Origin of the sequence: Kribbella sp. NPDC059898, from assembly GCF_042730855.1 — a bacterium.
Classification (GTDB): domain Bacteria; phylum Actinomycetota; class Actinomycetes; order Propionibacteriales; family Kribbellaceae; genus Kribbella.
Genome location: NZ_JBHWKR010000007.1, coordinates 306,344 through 322,934, shown reverse-complemented (window position 1 = coordinate 322,934; position 16,591 = coordinate 306,344). Strand labels below are relative to the sequence as shown.

18 protein-coding genes are annotated in these 16,591 nt (G+C 67.2%); 13 read left to right on the top strand and 5 right to left on the bottom strand.

The window, feature by feature from the left end; genetic code table 11:
* Positions 1 to 7 precede the first annotated feature (7 nt).
* Genes ACFV9C_RS23810 through ACFV9C_RS23800 form a run of 3 tightly spaced genes read left to right on the top strand, consistent with a single transcriptional unit; the run spans position 8 to position 2,444 of the window.
* Positions 8 to 856 (top strand): ABC transporter substrate-binding protein, encoded by an 849-nt coding sequence (locus tag ACFV9C_RS23810; protein ID WP_380196790.1) that lies wholly within the window; start codon positions 8 to 10, stop codon positions 854 to 856.
* A complete protein-coding gene (locus tag ACFV9C_RS23805; RefSeq protein WP_380196788.1) occupies positions 853 to 1,704 on the top strand; it encodes an amino acid ABC transporter permease in 852 nt (283 codons plus the stop codon). Before ACFV9C_RS23810 ends, ACFV9C_RS23805 begins: the two co-directional genes overlap by 4 nt.
* Entirely contained in the window at positions 1,701 to 2,444 is a 744-nt protein-coding gene (locus ACFV9C_RS23800) for an amino acid ABC transporter ATP-binding protein (protein WP_380196786.1), read from the top strand. The genes ACFV9C_RS23805 and ACFV9C_RS23800 overlap by 4 nt, the downstream gene beginning before the upstream one ends.
* Here ACFV9C_RS23800 and ACFV9C_RS23795 read toward each other — a convergent pair.
* Both ACFV9C_RS23795 and ACFV9C_RS23790 read right to left on the bottom strand, forming a co-directional pair.
* Entirely contained in the window at positions 2,422 to 3,069 is a 648-nt protein-coding gene (locus ACFV9C_RS23795; RefSeq protein ID WP_344188373.1) for a response regulator transcription factor, read from the bottom strand. The genes ACFV9C_RS23800 and ACFV9C_RS23795 overlap by 23 nt on opposite strands.
* Positions 3,021 to 4,322: a sensor histidine kinase gene (locus ACFV9C_RS23790; RefSeq protein ID WP_380196784.1), complete on the bottom strand. Its 1,302-nt coding sequence runs from the start codon at positions 4,320 to 4,322 to the stop codon at positions 3,021 to 3,023. The genes ACFV9C_RS23795 and ACFV9C_RS23790 overlap by 49 nt, the downstream gene beginning before the upstream one ends.
* 189 nt (positions 4,323 to 4,511) lie before the next feature.
* On the opposite strand from ACFV9C_RS23790, the gene ACFV9C_RS23785 reads away from it, so the two are divergent.
* The 3 genes from ACFV9C_RS23785 to ACFV9C_RS23775 are packed head-to-tail and all read left to right on the top strand — an operon-like array spanning position 4,512 to position 6,637.
* Entirely contained in the window at positions 4,512 to 5,534 is a 1,023-nt protein-coding gene (locus tag ACFV9C_RS23785) for a fatty acid desaturase family protein (protein ID WP_380196782.1), read from the top strand.
* A gap of 30 nt (positions 5,535 to 5,564) precedes the next feature.
* Positions 5,565 to 5,858 (top strand): hypothetical protein, encoded by a 294-nt coding sequence (locus ACFV9C_RS23780; RefSeq protein WP_350274463.1) that lies wholly within the window; start codon positions 5,565 to 5,567, stop codon positions 5,856 to 5,858.
* A 14-nt stretch (positions 5,859 to 5,872) separates the two neighbouring features.
* Positions 5,873 to 6,637: an alpha/beta fold hydrolase gene (locus tag ACFV9C_RS23775; protein WP_380196779.1), complete on the top strand. Its 765-nt coding sequence runs from the start codon at positions 5,873 to 5,875 to the stop codon at positions 6,635 to 6,637.
* A gap of 662 nt (positions 6,638 to 7,299) precedes the next feature.
* Here the strand turns inward: ACFV9C_RS23775 and ACFV9C_RS23770 are convergent.
* The 3 genes from ACFV9C_RS23770 to ACFV9C_RS23760 all read right to left on the bottom strand — a co-directional run bounded on the left by ACFV9C_RS23770 (position 7,300) and on the right by ACFV9C_RS23760 (position 8,167).
* The gene (locus ACFV9C_RS23770; RefSeq protein WP_380196778.1) at positions 7,300 to 7,590 is read right to left on the bottom strand and encodes a hypothetical protein; all 291 of its coding nucleotides are present in this window, start codon (positions 7,588 to 7,590) and stop codon (positions 7,300 to 7,302) included.
* A gap of 65 nt (positions 7,591 to 7,655) precedes the next feature.
* Positions 7,656 to 7,991, bottom strand: a complete 336-nt coding sequence (locus tag ACFV9C_RS23765) for a hypothetical protein (RefSeq protein ID WP_380196777.1) — start codon at positions 7,989 to 7,991, stop codon at positions 7,656 to 7,658.
* Positions 7,988 to 8,167 carry a hypothetical protein gene (locus ACFV9C_RS23760; RefSeq protein ID WP_380196775.1) on the bottom strand — a complete coding sequence of 60 codons (180 nt, stop codon included), beginning with the start codon at positions 8,165 to 8,167 and terminating at the stop codon, positions 7,988 to 7,990. The genes ACFV9C_RS23765 and ACFV9C_RS23760 overlap by 4 nt, the downstream gene beginning before the upstream one ends.
* Before the next feature lie 290 nt (positions 8,168 to 8,457).
* Between ACFV9C_RS23760 and ACFV9C_RS23755 the strand changes: the two genes are divergently transcribed.
* The 7 genes from ACFV9C_RS23755 to ACFV9C_RS23725 all read left to right on the top strand — a co-directional run bounded on the left by ACFV9C_RS23755 (position 8,458) and on the right by ACFV9C_RS23725 (position 16,574).
* Entirely contained in the window at positions 8,458 to 9,843 is a 1,386-nt protein-coding gene (locus ACFV9C_RS23755) for a helix-turn-helix domain-containing protein (protein WP_380196773.1), read from the top strand.
* Entirely contained in the window at positions 9,840 to 10,730 is an 891-nt protein-coding gene (locus ACFV9C_RS23750) for a phosphotransferase (protein WP_380196771.1), read from the top strand. Before ACFV9C_RS23755 ends, ACFV9C_RS23750 begins: the two co-directional genes overlap by 4 nt.
* A gap of 8 nt (positions 10,731 to 10,738) precedes the next feature.
* Positions 10,739 to 12,634, top strand: coding sequence for a restriction endonuclease fold toxin-2 domain-containing protein (locus tag ACFV9C_RS23745; protein ID WP_380196769.1), 1,896 nt, complete (start codon positions 10,739 to 10,741; stop codon positions 12,632 to 12,634).
* Complete coding sequence (locus ACFV9C_RS23740) at positions 12,634 to 13,038, top strand: hypothetical protein (RefSeq protein ID WP_380196768.1); 405 nt, start codon at positions 12,634 to 12,636, stop codon at positions 13,036 to 13,038. Before ACFV9C_RS23745 ends, ACFV9C_RS23740 begins: the two co-directional genes overlap by 1 nt.
* A gap of 139 nt (positions 13,039 to 13,177) precedes the next feature.
* Positions 13,178 to 14,281, top strand: coding sequence for an exo-beta-N-acetylmuramidase NamZ domain-containing protein (locus ACFV9C_RS23735; protein ID WP_380196766.1), 1,104 nt, complete (start codon positions 13,178 to 13,180; stop codon positions 14,279 to 14,281).
* The gene (locus tag ACFV9C_RS23730) at positions 14,278 to 15,282 is read left to right on the top strand and encodes a GNAT family N-acetyltransferase (RefSeq protein WP_380196764.1); all 1,005 of its coding nucleotides are present in this window, start codon (positions 14,278 to 14,280) and stop codon (positions 15,280 to 15,282) included. The genes ACFV9C_RS23735 and ACFV9C_RS23730 overlap by 4 nt, the downstream gene beginning before the upstream one ends.
* Positions 15,283 to 15,284: 2 nt before the next feature.
* Entirely contained in the window at positions 15,285 to 16,574 is a 1,290-nt protein-coding gene (locus ACFV9C_RS23725) for an extracellular solute-binding protein (RefSeq protein WP_380196763.1), read from the top strand.
* Positions 16,575 to 16,591: the final 17 nt, after the last annotated feature.

The following is a 16,591-nucleotide window of genomic DNA, read 5'->3' as shown; positions in this document are numbered from 1 at the left end:
TCTGCGCATGAGAATTGTGGTGGGGCTGGCCGTGCTGGCGGTCGTGGGGCTGGCAGCGTGTGCGCCGGAGGACAACACGGCGCGGTCGCCGATGCCGTCGGGCGCGGACGCCTGCGCGAAGGACAAGCTGGCGGTCAAGACGGCCGGTACGTTGACGGTCGGCACCGACAAGCCGGCGTACGAGCCGTGGTTCAGCAACAACGACCCGGCTAACGGCAAGGGGTACGAGTCGGCGGTCACCTACGCGGTGGCGAAGCAGCTCGGGTTCGAGCAGGCCGAGGTGAAGTGGCAGACGGTGCAGTTCAACACCGCGTTCGCGCCCGGCCCGAAGGCGTTCGACCTGGACGTGAACCAGGTGTCGATCTCCGACGAGCGCCGCAAGGCCGTCGACTTCTCCTCCGGGTACTACGACGTCCGGCAGACCGTGATCACCACCGCGGGCAGCAAGATCGCGAATGCCAAGTCGCTCGCCGACCTGGCCGACGCGAAGCTCGGTGCCCAGGTCGGTACGACGAGTTACACCGAGCTCCGCGACGTCGTGAAGCCGAAGCAGACGCCGGCCGTGTTCGACACCAACGACCTGGCCGTGCAGGCGCTGAAGAACAAGCAGATCGACGGCATCGTGGTGGACCTGCCGACCGCGTTCTACATGACCTCGGCGCAGCTCGACAACGGCAAGATCGTCGGCCAGCTGCCCGCCGGCGGCAAGGCGGAGCAGTTCGGGTTCGTGCTCGCGAAGGGCTCGAAGCTGACCGGCTGCGTCACCCAGGCGGTCGACGCGCTGAAGGCGGACGGCACGCTGGCCAACCTCCAGAAGCAGTACCTGACCGAGTCGGGCGCCCCCGAACTCTCGTGACTACCTGGCAACCGTCCAAGCTTCAGCGAGAGCGGATCGCCTACCGGCAGCGGCAGGCGCGGCGGTCGACGCTGATCGCCCTGGTCAGCTCGGTGGTCTTGCTCGCGCTGGTGGTCGTGGGCATCGGTTCCACGCCGGGCTGGCCGCGGGTCCGGGCGACGTTCTTCGACGTCCACCGCGGCTGGCAGGCGCTGCCGATCGTTGCCCAGGGCCTCTGGCTGAACGTCCGGGTGATGCTCGTCTGCGCGGTCCTGATCGTCGTACTCGGGATGACGCTGGCGATCATGCGCACGCTGCGCGGGCCGATCTTCTTCCCGCTGCGCGTGTTCGCGGCGGCGTACACGGACGTGTTCCGCGGTCTGCCGTTGCTGCTGGTGATCTTCCTGCTCGGCTTCGGCGTACCGGCGTTGCAGTTGCGCGGACTGCCGAACCAGGCGGTGATCTGGGGCGGCGCCGCGCTGGTGCTGACGTATTCGTCGTACGTCGCCGAGGTGTTCCGCGCCGGGATCGAGTCGGTCCATCCGTCCCAGCGGGCGGCGGCGCGGTCGCTCGGGTTGTCGTACCGCCAGACGTTGCGGTTCGTCGTACTCCCGCAGGCCGTACGCCGGGTGCTGCCGCCGCTGCTGAACGACTTCGTCAGCCTGCAGAAGGACTCCGGGCTGATCGCCGTCCTCGGAGTGATCGACGCGATCCGGGCCGCGCAACTCGAGACGGCCGAGGACTTCAACTTCACGCCGTACGTCGTCGCCGGGCTGCTGTTCGTCGCGCTGACGATCCCGCTGACCCGGCTGACCGACTACGTGGCCCGCAGACAGGGCTGGTACGGCGGGGGAGGCGGACCGGTATGAGCCTGCTGACGATGCGCGGGGTACGGAAGGCGTACGGCGACAACGTCGTACTGGACGGGTTCGACCTGGACGTCGCGGCGGGGGAGTGCGTCGTACTGATCGGGGCGTCCGGCTCCGGGAAGTCGACGCTGCTGCGCTGCGTGAACCTGCTGGAGACCGTCGACGACGGCGTGATCGAGCTGGCGGGCCAGGACATCACCGATCCGCGGGTGGACGCGGACAAGGTGCGGTCCGGAATCGGGATCGTGTTCCAGTCGTACAACCTGTTCCCGCATCTGACCGTGCTGGACAACATCACGCTGGCCCCGATCCGGGTGCACCGCCAACCGCGGGAGACGGCCCGCGCCCGGGCCTTGCAGATGCTGGACCGGGTCGGCCTCGCGGACAAGGCGGCCGCCAAACCGGACGAGCTGTCCGGCGGCCAGCAGCAGCGCGCCGCGATCGCCCGCGCGATGGTCAACTCACCCCAGCTGATGCTGCTCGACGAGGTCACCTCCGCGCTCGACCCGGAGCTCGTCGGCGAGGTCCTCGACCTGCTCCGCGAACTCAAGTCCGAGGGGATGACGATGATCGTCTCCACCCACGAGATGTCCTTCGCCCGCGAGGTCGCCGACCAGGTCTGCTTCCTGCACCAGGGCCGTCCCCTGGAGGTCGGCCCGCCGGATCAGGTCCTGCAGGACCCGCGGGAGACCCGCACGCGCGAGTTCCTCAGCAGGATCAACGCGACGAGAGGTACGTGAGGACCGCCATCACGCGGCGGTTGTCGTCCTCGGACGGTGGGAGGTCGAGCTTGGCGAAGATGTTGTTGGTGTGCTTGCTGACCGCCTTCTCGGTGACGAACAGCGCGCTCGCGATGGCGGCGTTCGAGCGGCCTTCGGCCATCAGGCCGAGGACCTCGGACTCGCGGGGCGTGAGCCGGCTGACCGGGGAGTCCTTGGTACTGCGGGCCAGCAGTTGGCCGATCACGTCCGGGTCCATCGCGGTGCCGCCGCCGGCGACCCGGCGGACCGCGTCCAGGAACTCGGCGACGTTCGACACCCGGTCCTTGAGCAGGTACCCGACGCCGCCTCCGCCGCCGGTGAGCAGCTCACGGGCGTAGAGCTGCTCGACGTACTGCGAGAGCACCAGGATCGGCAGGCCCGGGACCTGGGTACGGGCGTCGATCGCGGCCTTCAGGCCCTCGTCGGTGAACGTCGGTGGCAGCCGCACGTCGACCACCGCGACGTCCGGCCGGTGCTCGACGAGCGCGGGCACCAGCCGGGGTCCGTTGTCGACCGCTTCCACGACCTCGAAGTCGTGCGCCTCCAGCAGGCGGATCAGGCCGTCCCGGAGGAGGGCGTGGTCTTCAGCGATGAGGACTCGCAAGGCAGCTCCATGATCACGGTGGTCGGCCCGGCGCTCGGGCTCACCACGGTCAACGTACCGTCGAAGGCGGCCAGCCGCCGCTCGATACCGTACAGACCGCCGCCGGGCCTGACGGTAGCGCCTCCTACGCCGTCGTCGCCGACGATCATGTGCAGCTTCTCTTCCTCGTGGGTGATCTGGATCCACGCGTTCGTGGCGGCCGAGTACTTGACCGCGTTCGCGAGGCATTCGGCGACCGCGAAGTACGCCGCGGACTCGACCGGCGCGGCCGGCCGGCCGGGGACGTCGAACGTGACGTCGACCTTGAAGGGGCAGGTCAGCGCGAGCGCCTTCACGGCACCTTCGAGGCCGCGGTCGGCGAGCACCGGCGGGTGGATGCCGCGGACCAGGTCGCGCAGCTCGGACAGCGCCGTACTCGCGGACTCCCGGGCCTCGGTGAGCAGCGCCGCCGCCTGGGCCGGGTCGCGGGCGACCATCTCCTCGGCCATGCCGAGGTTCATGCTGAGCGCGGCCAGCCGGGCCTGGGCGCCGTCGTGCAGGTCCCGCTCGATCCGGCGCAGCTCGGCGGCCTGGGTGTCGACGGTCTCGGCGCGGGACTCGGACAGCTCACGGACCCGCATCGCCAGCTTGGCGCTCTCGGTCGGGCCGAGCAGCGAGCGGGCCATGAACGCGTTGGCCTTCAGCAGCCGCTCGCCGGCCGCCTGCCAGATCAGGAACGCGACCAGGGCGACCGGCATCATCAGGAAGCTGGACCAGAAGTCGACGTGGAACAGCCCGCCGAACGGCTCGGTGAAGACACCTTCCGGCGTGACGCCGACGAGCAGCGGGTAGACGAGGTAGAAGAGCGTCGCCAGGAACAGTACGGCGCTGAGCAGGCAGAGCGTGAAGCCGAAGACCGCGTTCACCAGCAGCCAGGCGATGTCCCGCCAGGTCTGCGGGTCGGTGAGGATAGTCCGCAGCCGCATCAGCATGCCGGGGAGCGGCGGCTGCTTGTACGGCCGCGGGATCCGCTCGCCGAGGAAGCCGGCCAGCATCGTCCGGTGACAGTTCGCGAACCAGCGCGCGGTCGGGACGACCACGAGCAGTAGCGGGATGCCCACCCAGACCGCGATCAGCGGCACGGACACCACGCTCAGCACGAACAGGGCGATCCCCAGTTCGGCCAGGATCGCCAGGAACAGCGCGATCCACGGCTGGGCGAACTTCGGGTACCGCATCGGCGGTGCCTCGGTGGTGGTGACGACGGTGCTCATGTCCTCCATCATGACTCAGCGTGTGCTCAGGCGCGGTGGGGTTAACTCCACTCCCGCCGGAGGCCTGTCACCCCCCGGTATTCGGGTAGTAGCTCTCATGTTTTCAGCGGTTGGGGCGCAGAGGGTTGATGCCGTACGCTGGCCGCGGCTGTACGCCTAGGCCCCCCCCGACTTCGAGACGAGGACCTGATGGCTCAGCCAATCGTGTCATCCGTTGCTGCCCGCGGCTCCGATTTCTCCCCGCTGTTACGGGAGATCAAGGCAGCCGGACTCCTGGAACGCCGGACCGCGGCGTACGCGATGGCGATCGGGATCAACGTCGGCCTGATGGCGCTCACCTGGGCCGGGATCGCCGCGGTCGGGGCGTCGTGGTGGGTGATCCTGCTGGCGCTGCCGCTCGGGATCCTGACCACCCGGGCCGCGTTCTTCGGGCACGACGCCGGCCACCAGCAGATCGGCAGCTCGCGCAAGCTGCACGACTGGATCGGGATGCTGCACGGCAACCTGGTCCTCGGCATGAGCTACGCCTGGTGGAACGACAAGCACAACCGCCACCACGCGAACCCGAACCACACCGACAAGGACCCGGACGTCGGCGAGGGCGTCTTCGTCTGGACCCTCCAGCAGGCCGAGGGCCGCAAGGGTCTCGAGGGCTGGCTGACCCGCAACCAGGCGCGCATCTTCTTCCCGCTGCTCACCCTGGAGGGCTTCAACCTCAAGGTCTCGAGCATCCGCTTCCTGCTCGCGCGCCGCCGTACCGAGAAGCTCGAGCTGGGCTTGATGGCTGTGCACCTGGTGCTGTACTTCAGCGCGCTGTTCCTGATCATGTCGCCGGCCCAGGCGCTGGTGTTCGCGCTGGTCCACCACATGGTCTTCGGGCTGCACCTCGGCAGCGTGTTCGCGCCGAACCACAAGGGCATGGAGATGCCCGACGAGGACTGCAACTGGGGTCACCTGGAGAAGCAGGTGCTGACCTCGCGGAACGTCAACGGTGGTCTGGTCGTCGACTGGATGATGGGCGGGCTCAACTACCAGATCGAGCACCACCTGTTCCCGAGCATGCCGCGCGCCAACCTCCGGTTCGCCCAGCCGATCGTCCGGGAGTACTGCGAAAGCATCGGAATGCCCTACGTTTCAACGGGCCTGATCGATTCGTACCGCATGGGCTTGCGCCACATGCACGCGGTCGGCGAGGAACTTCGGGCGGGGTGACCTAGGTCATACGACTAGCCTTGAGGGGCTATGTCGCGCAGGAAGCCTTCCAAGTGGCAGCGGCCGGTCAGTGACCGGCCGCTGCTCGGTGGTACCCAGTCCCGGGAGGCGAAGGCGGACGGCGAGTGGAACGTGCGGCGGGTCTCCGGGTCGGCGTCGGCGAAGTCGTACCGCTGCCCGGGCTGTGACCAGCAGATTCCGCCGGCCACGCCGCACGTCGTGGTGTGGCCGGACAACCCCAGCCTGCTCGGTGCGCTGGGCGGTGCGCAGTCCCTCGACGAACGGCGCCACTGGCACACCGCGTGCTGGCAACGGAGCCGGTGAAAGGTGTTGTACGGATGAAGCTTCCGGTCACGTCGTACGGCGAGGCGGGTACGCCGGTCGTGGTGATGCACGGGCTGTTCGGCTCGGGGCGGAACTGGATGACCGCGGCCCGGCGACTCGCGGACCGGCACCGGGTGTTCGCGTTCGACCTGCGCAACCACGGCACGTCGCCGCACGTCGCGACAATGAGCTACCCGGAGATGGCCGACGACGTCCGGGAGACGATCGAGTCGCTCGGCGTCGGGCCGGTCGCGCTGGTCGGGCACTCGATGGGCGGCAAGACCGCGATGCTGACCGCGCTGCGGCACCCCGCGGTGGTCGAGCGGCTCGTCGTGGTGGACGCCGCGCCGGTCGCGTACCCGCCGGCCTTCGTCGAGTACGCCCGCGCGATGCGCAACGCCGACCTCTCCTCGGTCACCCGCCGCGCCGAGGTCGACGCGCAGCTGGTGGCCGCCGTACCGACCCCCGGCACCCGCGCCTTCCTGCTGCAGAACCTGATCCTGGACGCGGACGGCGCCCGCTGGCGCCCCAACCTCCCGGTCATCGAGGCTGCCCTCCCGGAGATCTCCGGCTGGCCGTCGGCCGACGGCTTGCACTACGACGGACCGACCCGCTTCATCTACGGCGGCAAGTCCGAGTACGTCCGGCAGGACCACCGCGCGACCATCGCGTCGTACTTCCCGCACGTCACCTACGCCGAGGTCCCAGAGGCCGGCCACTGGGTGCACGCGGAGCGTCTCGACGACTTCCTGGCCGCGCTCACGCCGTTCATCGGGTAAAGAAGAGAGAAGAGAAGAGGAAAGAAAAGAAAGACAATGAGGGAGTTGGATGCGTGGCTACGGTCGGCGGCCCCGCGACGGTCGGCAGGAATGTAAGAAGAGATACAAAGAAAGACAGAAGATAGATTGGGAGTTGTGCGCCTGGCTGGGTTGGGTGCGCCGGTGACCTCGAAGCGGTCCACCAGTTGGTTGCGTCGGCCGCTGGTCATGAGCGTGGCCGCGAACAACAGACCAAGCACATCGGCTTGGAGATCCGCGTTGTCTTCGGGGTCATCCCGTGTTGGCAGACTCGGCGCAAGATCGCGCACGAGCGATCGCGCAACCGCGGGGTCCCCGCAGAGGTAGCCTCGCGCGAACCAGTAAGCCCGATCCCTGTCGATGACCTCGGTGGTTTCCTGAGTGATGCGCCCCTGGGCAGGGGGATAGTTGCGGATGACTCGCTCGTCGATGGGCCGGAAGTTCATTCTTCCTCGTTTGATGTCGTACTGCGGGCGTCGGTACGTCGTGCTGCATCCGCTCGGCGTGCAGGGCTCCGAGCGGATGCAGCTTCGGGGCGGGATCGGCACACGGGTTGGTGAGGTAGCCGGTGGGTCGATCCCGGTGGGACGGCGGAACGGACGCGGAGTGCTGGGGACTTGAGGAGATTGAGGGATGTCCCCTTCTCAGCACGCCCGCTCAGCCGGCTTGTAGGCGGTCATTACATCGTGGCCGATATGTTGCAGGTGATCGCGGACGTGCAGCGGATGGCCGAGAGTCCACAGGTGATGCAGGCTGGGTACGACAAGTGGTACGCCGTCGAACTCCAGCAGCGTGCCGAGCAGATGGAGGATGGTGTCTGGTGATCCGCCGCTGTGGACGTACAGCTTCTTCAGCAGCAGCCCGTGGTTGTCGGCGCACCTGATCAGCCACGCATGGGTTGTGACGAGCTCGTGGTCGTCTCTCATGAAGAGCATCGATATGAGTCCCAGCGCCGGCTGGTTCGACGCGGCGCTGTCCCGTCTGGCTGTCGCTTCGATCATCAGCCGCAGACGATGATCTTGATGCCGTTGGATTCGAGCCGGGCGGCGACTACCGCCGCGTCGCCCGCGACCTCGAAGTGCTGGATGTCAGGGGCGATGATCGTTCGCTGCTCGTTGCGCATCACGGCAGCGAGCAGGTCATGGAACGCCTCGGGCGAGGTCTCGATCTCCTCGACGTGGATTGCGATCAACTGCAGGTTCAGCCGCCGCGCCGTGTCCACCACGAGGTGCCGCGCCTTGGCCAGCTCCGCCTCGCTCATGAGGAAGTGCTTTCTGATGTAGCCGTAGGCCTGTACGACGTAGTCCGACGTCGAACCCACAGTGATCGCAGTCATCGCTGTACGAGCTTCCGCGGCAGCGGCTCGGTGCTCACCCGAAGACTCGGGAAACGCCGCCGCATGGCCTCTGCGTAGCGCAGTGCTCCAGCGCCGTCACCGGCGTACTCGGCGATCGTGTGCTCGCCGAAAAACACCCGCACCTGGAGCCGGTCGCCGGCACCATCGTCAGTCATTTCTGCCACCGAGATCTCGCAATACATCCGTCAGCATCGCGATCGTCAAGACCGCCGCGATGCATGACACGATGAGGAGCGGTGTCGTCACGTTTCGAACCTCCTTGCCGGGCGGTGAGCCGGCCCGACTTGCTCCCGGGCGTCTCACGCTGTGTATTCAGACGATGACCCTGGGGCGGGCTATGCCACTACGGGTTGTGCTCATCCACAGGACGTATCGGCACGGCCGATAGACTCGGCGGATGCGCGCGGGTTAACTTCGCAGAGTCAGCTAGCGACAAGGAGTGACCATGACGGCATCGCAGCCGCCACTGGACTCCGGTTGGTGGGATCGCCCGGAGTTGCGCGCGGTACTGGCGCGCCGCGACGTGGCGGGGGTCTTTCGCTGGATGCAGCGGCACGGTTGGAGTCAGACGCAGATCGGTGCGCGCACGTGCCAGTCTCAGGGCGAGGTTTCAGAGATCCTCAAAGGCCGCCAGGTCAAGGCGTACGACGTCTTGGAACGCATCGCCGACGCCCTCGAGATCCCGCGTGGCCTGATGGGCCTGGCCTACAGCGCTACGTCCCAATCCGACTCGGATGAGACCCATGAGCTGACGATCGAGGATCGGAGAAACTTCGCGGGTGCGGTCGCGAGTGTGGCTTTCGGTTCGGTGAACGATGAGGCCAAGAAGTGGCTGCCCCAGTTCTCCAATGGTGTCGCGGCTGTGCCGTCTGTCATCACCGACTCCGATGTACAGCAGGTCGTCTCGATGACTGTCCAGTTGCGCAAGGTGGACCAACGCTACGGCGGTGGAGCCGCAGTGGACGCTGCCCGCGGGTTCTACGGGTACGCCAGACGGATGATCCATTCGACAGCGGACGCTCAGACACATCGGGAGCTGAAGATCTCGCTCGCAGACTTCAGCAGCATGCTCGGCTGGTCGTTCCACGACATCGGAGACCAGTCATCCGCAAGACGTTTCCTAATGAACGCACTGGTGCTGGCCAAGGGCGCCGACGAGCCCTCGCTCGCCTCGTCGACCCTGTATCGCCTTGGACGTGTGAGCATGCAGGAGGCGCAGCCGGTGGAGGCGCTCAAGATGCTGCAACTCGGGCAACTTGCAGCGCAGGATGCCGGGGATCCTGCTGAGGTCGCCCGCCTCCACGCGAACGAAGCCCTCGCATACGCAATGCTCGGAAAACATGATCATGTCAAGGACTGTCTTGCCCGTGCTGTGCACGAGATGGGTCGGGCGGACAAGAGCCGGGTGTCGCCGTGGACAACTCTGTACTTCACACCCGGCGACTACACCGGCCACCAGGCTCTGGTCTACAACTCGCTCGCAAGCTACGCCAAGGATCCGAGACAGAGCAGGGAGTACGCCGAACGTGCCGTGGCTTTCTCGCAGCAAGCGCTCGACGAGTCCGGTGAGGACAGGCCACGACGGAGCCGGACCTTCGACCGCATCATCCTCTCGACAAACCTGCTGCGTACCGACGAAGTCGACAGCGGCATTGCGATCGCTCACTCGGTGGTCACGGAGACTCAGAACCTACGGAGCGGACGTGGCATCAGCCGCTTAGCAGAGATCGCGACTGCGGCCTCCGGTCTCTCGGACAACCCCGACGCGAAGGACCTCATGCACCAGCTCGCATTTGCCCGCAATACGGCGCTGAAGGCACTGACCGCATGACCGACGTAACGCCCGAGCTCGACCAGAAACTCAGGCATGCCCTCAAAGGCATCTGTCAAGAGGCCGGCCTGGTTGCCGACGGGGCGGAACTCGTCAAGTACACGAACAACGCTGTGTTCCGGTTGCCGAGTCAGCATGTCGTAGTACGGTTCGGTGCCGGCGACCTTGCGGGCCAGCGCGCCGACCACGTAGCCGGAATCGCGACCTGGCTGCAATCCAACGACGCACCCGCCGCCAAGCTCGCATCGGGCGTGAGCGAACCCGTGGTCTTCGAGAACTACTCAGCAACCATCTGGGAACTACTGGAGGCAGGGAACCCTGCATGGACCGGCGCTGAACTGGCCGTGCCGCTGCTTGACTGGCATGCCCTCACCCCGCCGCAAGGCCTCAAACCGTGGGACCCCTTCAGCAGCGCACGAAGTCGACTAGCCATGGCCGACGGCCTAGCTCCGGACGATCACGCCTGGCTCACCCAGCAGTGGGCGGAGGTCGAAGCCGGCTACCGAGCGATCCTTCCCGATCTCCAGGTCGGTCTGCTGCACGGAGACGCCTACATCGGCAATCTCCTCAGGGAGCCGACCGGTCGGTTCGTCTTCTGCGACTTCGACGGAACCAGTGTCGGCCCACTTGCCTACGATCTGGTTGTTGCCGCAGTGAGCGCCCTTCGTTTCGGCGCGATTCAGGACCATGAGTCTCTGGCGTCAACGTACGGGCTCGATGTGACGACGTTGCCGTCCTGGCCTGTACTACGCCGCATTCGCGAGCTCGTCCTCGTGACGAGTGTCATCACCGATCTTCGGAACCGTCCGGAAATCGCGAAGGTCCATGCGCATCGTCTGTCCACCCTCCGGTCCGGTGCCAACGAACTCTGGCAGCGGTACAAGTAGGAGGGGAAGTGCGTGAGTTTCGTCCAGGGCGCGACAGGGGTGACGGGTCGCAGCGGGAATCGGATAACGACAACCCGCGCGACGATTCGGATGAGGAACACGACCGGCCTCGAACGGAAACCGGTGAGTCAGCTGATCGGTTGAGCCTCGCGCGTCGCGACTGGCGGATGCGTGCTGAGATCGCCAGGTCGGCGCAGCAGGCGCGCGAGGCGCGGATCGCGGAGGCCGCAGAGCGCGGCGTTCGCCGTGAGCAGTTCGAGGCCAATGAGGCTGCGGCTGCCGAGGACGGTCGATGCGCGCACGAGTTGGAGATCACCAGGTACGAAGTGCGACAAGGCCCGCCGGAGTACGACGGAACAAGAAAGGTCTCGGACGCTGAGAAGCAGGCGTTCTGGGACGAGCGCAATGCCAAGCAGGAGAAGGCGCTGGAGCGGTTCCGGACTGAGCCCGTCGAGGGGCCTGACAACCGGCCGCTCGATCCAGAGCGGCAACGTGACTTCGTCGCCGGTCACTGGCGGCGCGGCGACCCGCCGTACCCCGCAGGCGACATCAGTCGACGGGACGAACTGACCTACACCCGCCGAGAGCCAAGAGACCGGTCTCGAGCCGACGAGCCGACCGACGCGCAGGCCAGGCCCGAACTGGCCGGCACAACGGTTCCAGTGCGGGAGGCGTCCCGCGAGCGGTTCCCTGACGGTGTCCGGTACGACGACGCCGGGCACCCAGACCTGTCCAGATACGCGAGCAAGACGGTCCACCTTGACAACGGTCATGACACCCCGAACGCCGACGATCGCGCCAACGAGCTGTTCGGCTGGGGCAGCACACCTGATGGCAAGGCCTGGCACAAGACGAGTGACGGGCACACCGTGCTCCTGGTAGACGCGGATCTGCACCGGCAATTCGGACCCTCTGATCACTATGATTCCGAGCCACAGGACCAGCCCGCTCAGCCGAGAGAAGACAGCACGGCCGATAACCGAGCCGTGCCGAACGGCGGACCCGGACTGCGCATCAGCGAGGCGGCCACGGACGCTCCGTCAGAACCCGGCGTGCCGGTCGTTCGCGGTGACGGAGCGCTGGCTGGGCTGGCGTTTGATCCGTCGAATCGGCGTGAAGCGCTCGGCGAGTGCTTTCGTCCGGGCGTGTACGACGCGCACAACTCGCTCGACCAGATGGCCCCCGCGGATGCAGACCAAGTCCTGCACACCGCGAAGCGGGCAGCCGATCTCGGCGCCCGCATCGACATTCACCATCAGAGCCTCGACTTCACCATCCGTTGGGATGGACATGACACAGGTACGATTGCCGACTTGGACGCGCTGGCCGCGTTCCTTGCGAGAGGCAAACCCGCAGACATTGGCGGTTCTGAGGGTGCGGCGCCGCGGGGAGGCATCGACGCGTCGTCCGGCGCGTCCTATCCCGATGCGGAACGCTGGGAAGATCCTGCGCGGCGAAAACAGTGGGTGGAGGATTGGGTCGGCGAATCCGCGCATGTCAAGGCAGTCACCTCTGGCGCGCCTTGGGCTGACTTCCAGCGGGCGAATGCAGGCGACTACGAGGTTGCTCTGGAGACGGACGAGCCTGACGTCGGTATCTGGGCGGACGGCCTGGCAGTCGATCCCGACCGCGTGGTCGCGGTGGAGGTGAAGTACGTGGCTCGGCCGGCGAGGAGCTTGTACGAGGGCAACGCGCCCCAACACATCCTTGAGCGTGCGATGGGCGGATTCGACAAGGAGATGGAACGCTATGCGCGCGTGATCCGTTACGCTGCGAATCCGGTTGAGAGGATGAGAATCGTGACCAACACTGCTGCAGCGGCCGCCTTCCTCGGAGACCGGGCGAGGAAGGTCCTGGGCGACGACATAGACCTCGACGTGCAGGTGCGGCCGGAGGAGGACTGATGCCGAACATCATTGTGCTTTCTCCGGAACCAGGGACCTTCACGATCGATCGCGCGCGCTTCGAAGAAGCGGTCGTCCAGCGGTTCGGGCAGCAGACAAAGATCATCTCCGAATCGGCCGACGATCAGTCCTCGATCGATGTCACGGCTCGTGTCAGTCGACCGGGCGAGCCGTGGTTCCAGATCTTCCATTTCGGAACCGGTGATGCGATTTCGACCGATGGCACCAACGAGCAGGCCGTCGAGGTGATGCTGTGGGTGCGTTCGCTCCTCCCGGACGAGCACGACGGACCGGTCTGGGCGATCGACGAGGCCTACACGGGGCATGTCGAGCTGATCCCCGGCATGACCCCGGACGACGTCAGGTCCGGTTGGCTCGACCATGACGAGCATCCCCCCGAGTAGTGTCTCGCCGACATCCTGGCCAAGCTGACTCAGGTCACCTGGTAAACGGTTGTCCGTAATCCATTGACCTCGAGCTGAGTTCGTCGGTAAGTTTTCAACCCAGTTCCTGCAGGATCCACGATCTGGGTTGGTGGTAGCGATGGTGGTCCGGACCGGCGCGCAGCGTCTGGCCGAGGACCCGGGGTTGGTGCCCGACGGGCGCCTGGGGCTGATCACGAACTTCACCGGCGTGCTGCCGGACCTCACGCCGACCTCGGTCGCGTTGCGTGCGGCCGGGTTGCCGTTGACGGCGTTGTTCGGTCCCGAGCACGGACTCCGGGGTACGGCGCAAGCGGGCGCCAGCGAAGCTGAAGGCGTCGACCCGGACACCGGGCTGCCGGTCTTCGACACGTACGAACGGCAGGGCGCGGCCCTCGACGAGCTGTTCGCGGACGTCGACGTGCTGCTGTTCGACATCCAGGACATCGGGACGCGGTTCTACACCTACGTCTGGACGATGTACGACTGCCAGCAGGCGGCCGCGCGGCTCGGGAAGCCGTTCGTCGTGCTGGACCGGCCGAACCCGCTCGGCGGCGTCCGGGTCGAGGGGCCGATGCTGCAGCCCGGGTTCGAGAGCTTCGTCGGGCGGGCGCCGATCCCGCTCCGGCACGGGCTGACCGTCGGCGAGCTGGCCCGTCAGCTGGGTCCGGCGACCGTGGTCGAGCTGGACGGCTGGACCCGGGACAACCACGGTGTCGAGCCGTGGGTCCCGCCGTCGCCGAACATGCCGACCCCGGACACCGCGCTGGTGTACCCGGGTACCGGCCTGTTCGAGGGCACGAACCTCAGCGAGGGCCGCGGTACGACGCGACCGTTCGAGACGATCGGGGCGCCGTACGTCGACGACCGGTTCGTCCCGGCGCTCCGCTCGCTGGGCCTGCCGGGCGTGGCATTCCGGCGGACGTGGTTCGAGCCGGTGTTCAGCAAGCACGCCGGCGTTCCCGTGTCCGGCGTACAGCTGCATCTCGTCGACCGGGACGCGTTCGAGCCGGTGCGGACCGCCCTGGAGATGCTGCGGGTGCTGAACGAGCTGTACCCGGATGACTTCGCGATGCTGCCGTCGCTGGACCGGCTGTGGGGCTCGGACTCGCTCCGCAAGGCGCTCGAGACCGGCGGCAGCCCGGTGGATCTCTTGCCCGAAGCAACAACACCGGCGGGGTGGGTGCGCCCCGACGTCCTGCTCTACGAGGGAGATGCCCGATGATCGCTCCGAAGGAGCCGGCGGCTGTGACGATCCGGTCGTTCCGGGTGGGTGACGGACCCGCGATCGCGGCGGCGTGGACGGCTGCGGCGCCGGCCGACCCGATCTCGTACCAGCGGCTCCGCGACCTGTTCCTGCTCGACCGGAACTTCGACGCGGCAGGTCTCCAGGTCGCCGTGATCAATGATCAGATCGTCGGCGCCGCGTACGCCGTCCGCCGGCTGATCGCGGCCGACCCTGGCAACCCAGGCGATGTGGAGCCGGCGTCCGGCTGGATCCCGTTCTTCTTCGTCCACCCGGACCACCGCGGCCAGGGTCTCGGCCGGGAGTTGTTGACCGCGGCAACCGACTGGCTGCGGTCGCACGGGCGGACCGAGGTGTTCTTCTCGTCGTACACGCCCAACTACTTCCTCCCCGGTCTGGACGCGGCGCGCTACCCGGCGGCGGCGCACCTGCTGGACTCGCTGGGTTTCCGGCGCGGGTACGACGCGGTCGCGATGGACCGCGGGCTCGTCGGGTACGCCGTACCGGACGAGGTCCGGAAGCGGATCGACGCGCTGACGGGCGAGGGCTACAGCTTTGGAACACCTTCCGACGACGAGCTGACTGCTTTGATCGCGATCGCCGGCGCGGAGTTCAACCCGGACTGGGCGCGCGCGATCCGCGAGGGCGTCGTGTCCGGCCTGCCACTCGATCGGATCGTGGTGGCGCGGGAACCCGGTGGGGCGATCCTCGGCTGGGCGATGCATGGGACCTACGAAGGCGTGATCGACCGCTTCGGGCCGTTCGGCGTCCTGCCGGCGTCCCGCGGCACCGGGCTCGGCAAGGTGCTGCTGCACCTGACGCTGGAGCGGATGGTCGCGGCCGGCGCGCACAGCGCCTGGTTCCTGTGGACCGGCGAGAAGTCCGCCGCCGGGCAGCTGTACCTGAAGACGGGGTTCGACATCACGCGCACGTTCACCATCCTCCGGGCGCCGTTGCTCCCGGCCGGCGAGAAGGAATGATCATGAGGATTCTGCGACTTGCTGTTGCCTTCGGCCTGCTCGCAAGCGCTGCGGCCTGTGGTGGCGGCAGCGGCTCCGGTGGCAGCGGAGACAAGGTCGAGCTGACGCTGCTGAGCCACTACAGCGACGGCCCGTCCAAGGAGGGCCTGGACAAGATGATCCAGGAGTGGAACAAGGAGAACCCGAAGATCCAGGTGAAGTCGCAGGTGGTCAAGTTCGACGACCTGCTGACCACGATGACGGTCCGGCAGACCGGCGGCCGCGGCGCGGACATCGTCAGCGCGTACGGCCTGTGGGGCGGCCAGCTGATGAAGGCGAACGTCGTCGCGAAGGTGCCGGACGACATCGCGACCAAGATCAAGGCGGAGTACAGCCCGGCGGCGCTGGGCGCGGTCACCACCGGTGACACGCTGCTCGGCTACCCGACCGAGCTGAACACCTACGTGCTGTTCTACAACAAGAAGATCCTCGCCGCGGCCGGGATCACCAAGCCGCCGACGACCTGGGCCGAACTCGCCGACGCCGCTCGCAAAACAGTCAAGCGGGATGCCAAAGGCAACATCCAGGTCGAAGGGCTCAGCCTGATCCAGGACGGCGACAACAAGTCGGTGCACCCGTTCCTCTCGCTGCTCGACTCCGCCGGCGGCAAGTTCCTGGCACCGGACGGTACGGCGCAGTTCGACGACGCGGCGGGCAAGGCGGCGCTGAAGTTCGAGGCGGACCTGGCGGCCGCGAAGGCGACCAACCCGTCGATCTCGCCGACCAAGCAGTTCCGCAGCGGCGGCGTCGCGATGGCGATCCAGGCCGGCTGGTGGATCGGCAGCCTGAAGACCCAGATGAAGGACAAGTACGGCACCGACGTCGGCGTCGCGGCGATCCCCGGCCCGACCCCGGGCAGCAAGGGTTCGCTGGCGTACGGGTTCTTCATGGGAGTGAACCAGCGCAGCAAGCACGCCGACGACGCGTGGAAGTTCCTCACCTGGATGAACGAGCACAAGCCTGCCCCGAATAACGGCACAGACGGCAAGGTCTCCGAGACCGGCAAGTGGCTGGCCGACCAGGGCCTGATCCCGCCGCGGACGGCCGACCAGGAGGAGTACAAGAAGTCGCTGTCCGACCCGAACCTGGCGCCGATCTACGACGCGGCGACGTACGCGATGGCGGAGCCGAACCAGCCCGGCGCCTACGAGGCGAAGACGGCGCTGCACAACGCGATCATGGGAGTGCTTGCCGACGGCAAGAACCCTGACGACGCGCTGGCGCAGGCGGCGAAGGCGGTCAAGCCGCAATGACGACCGCCGTCTCCAGG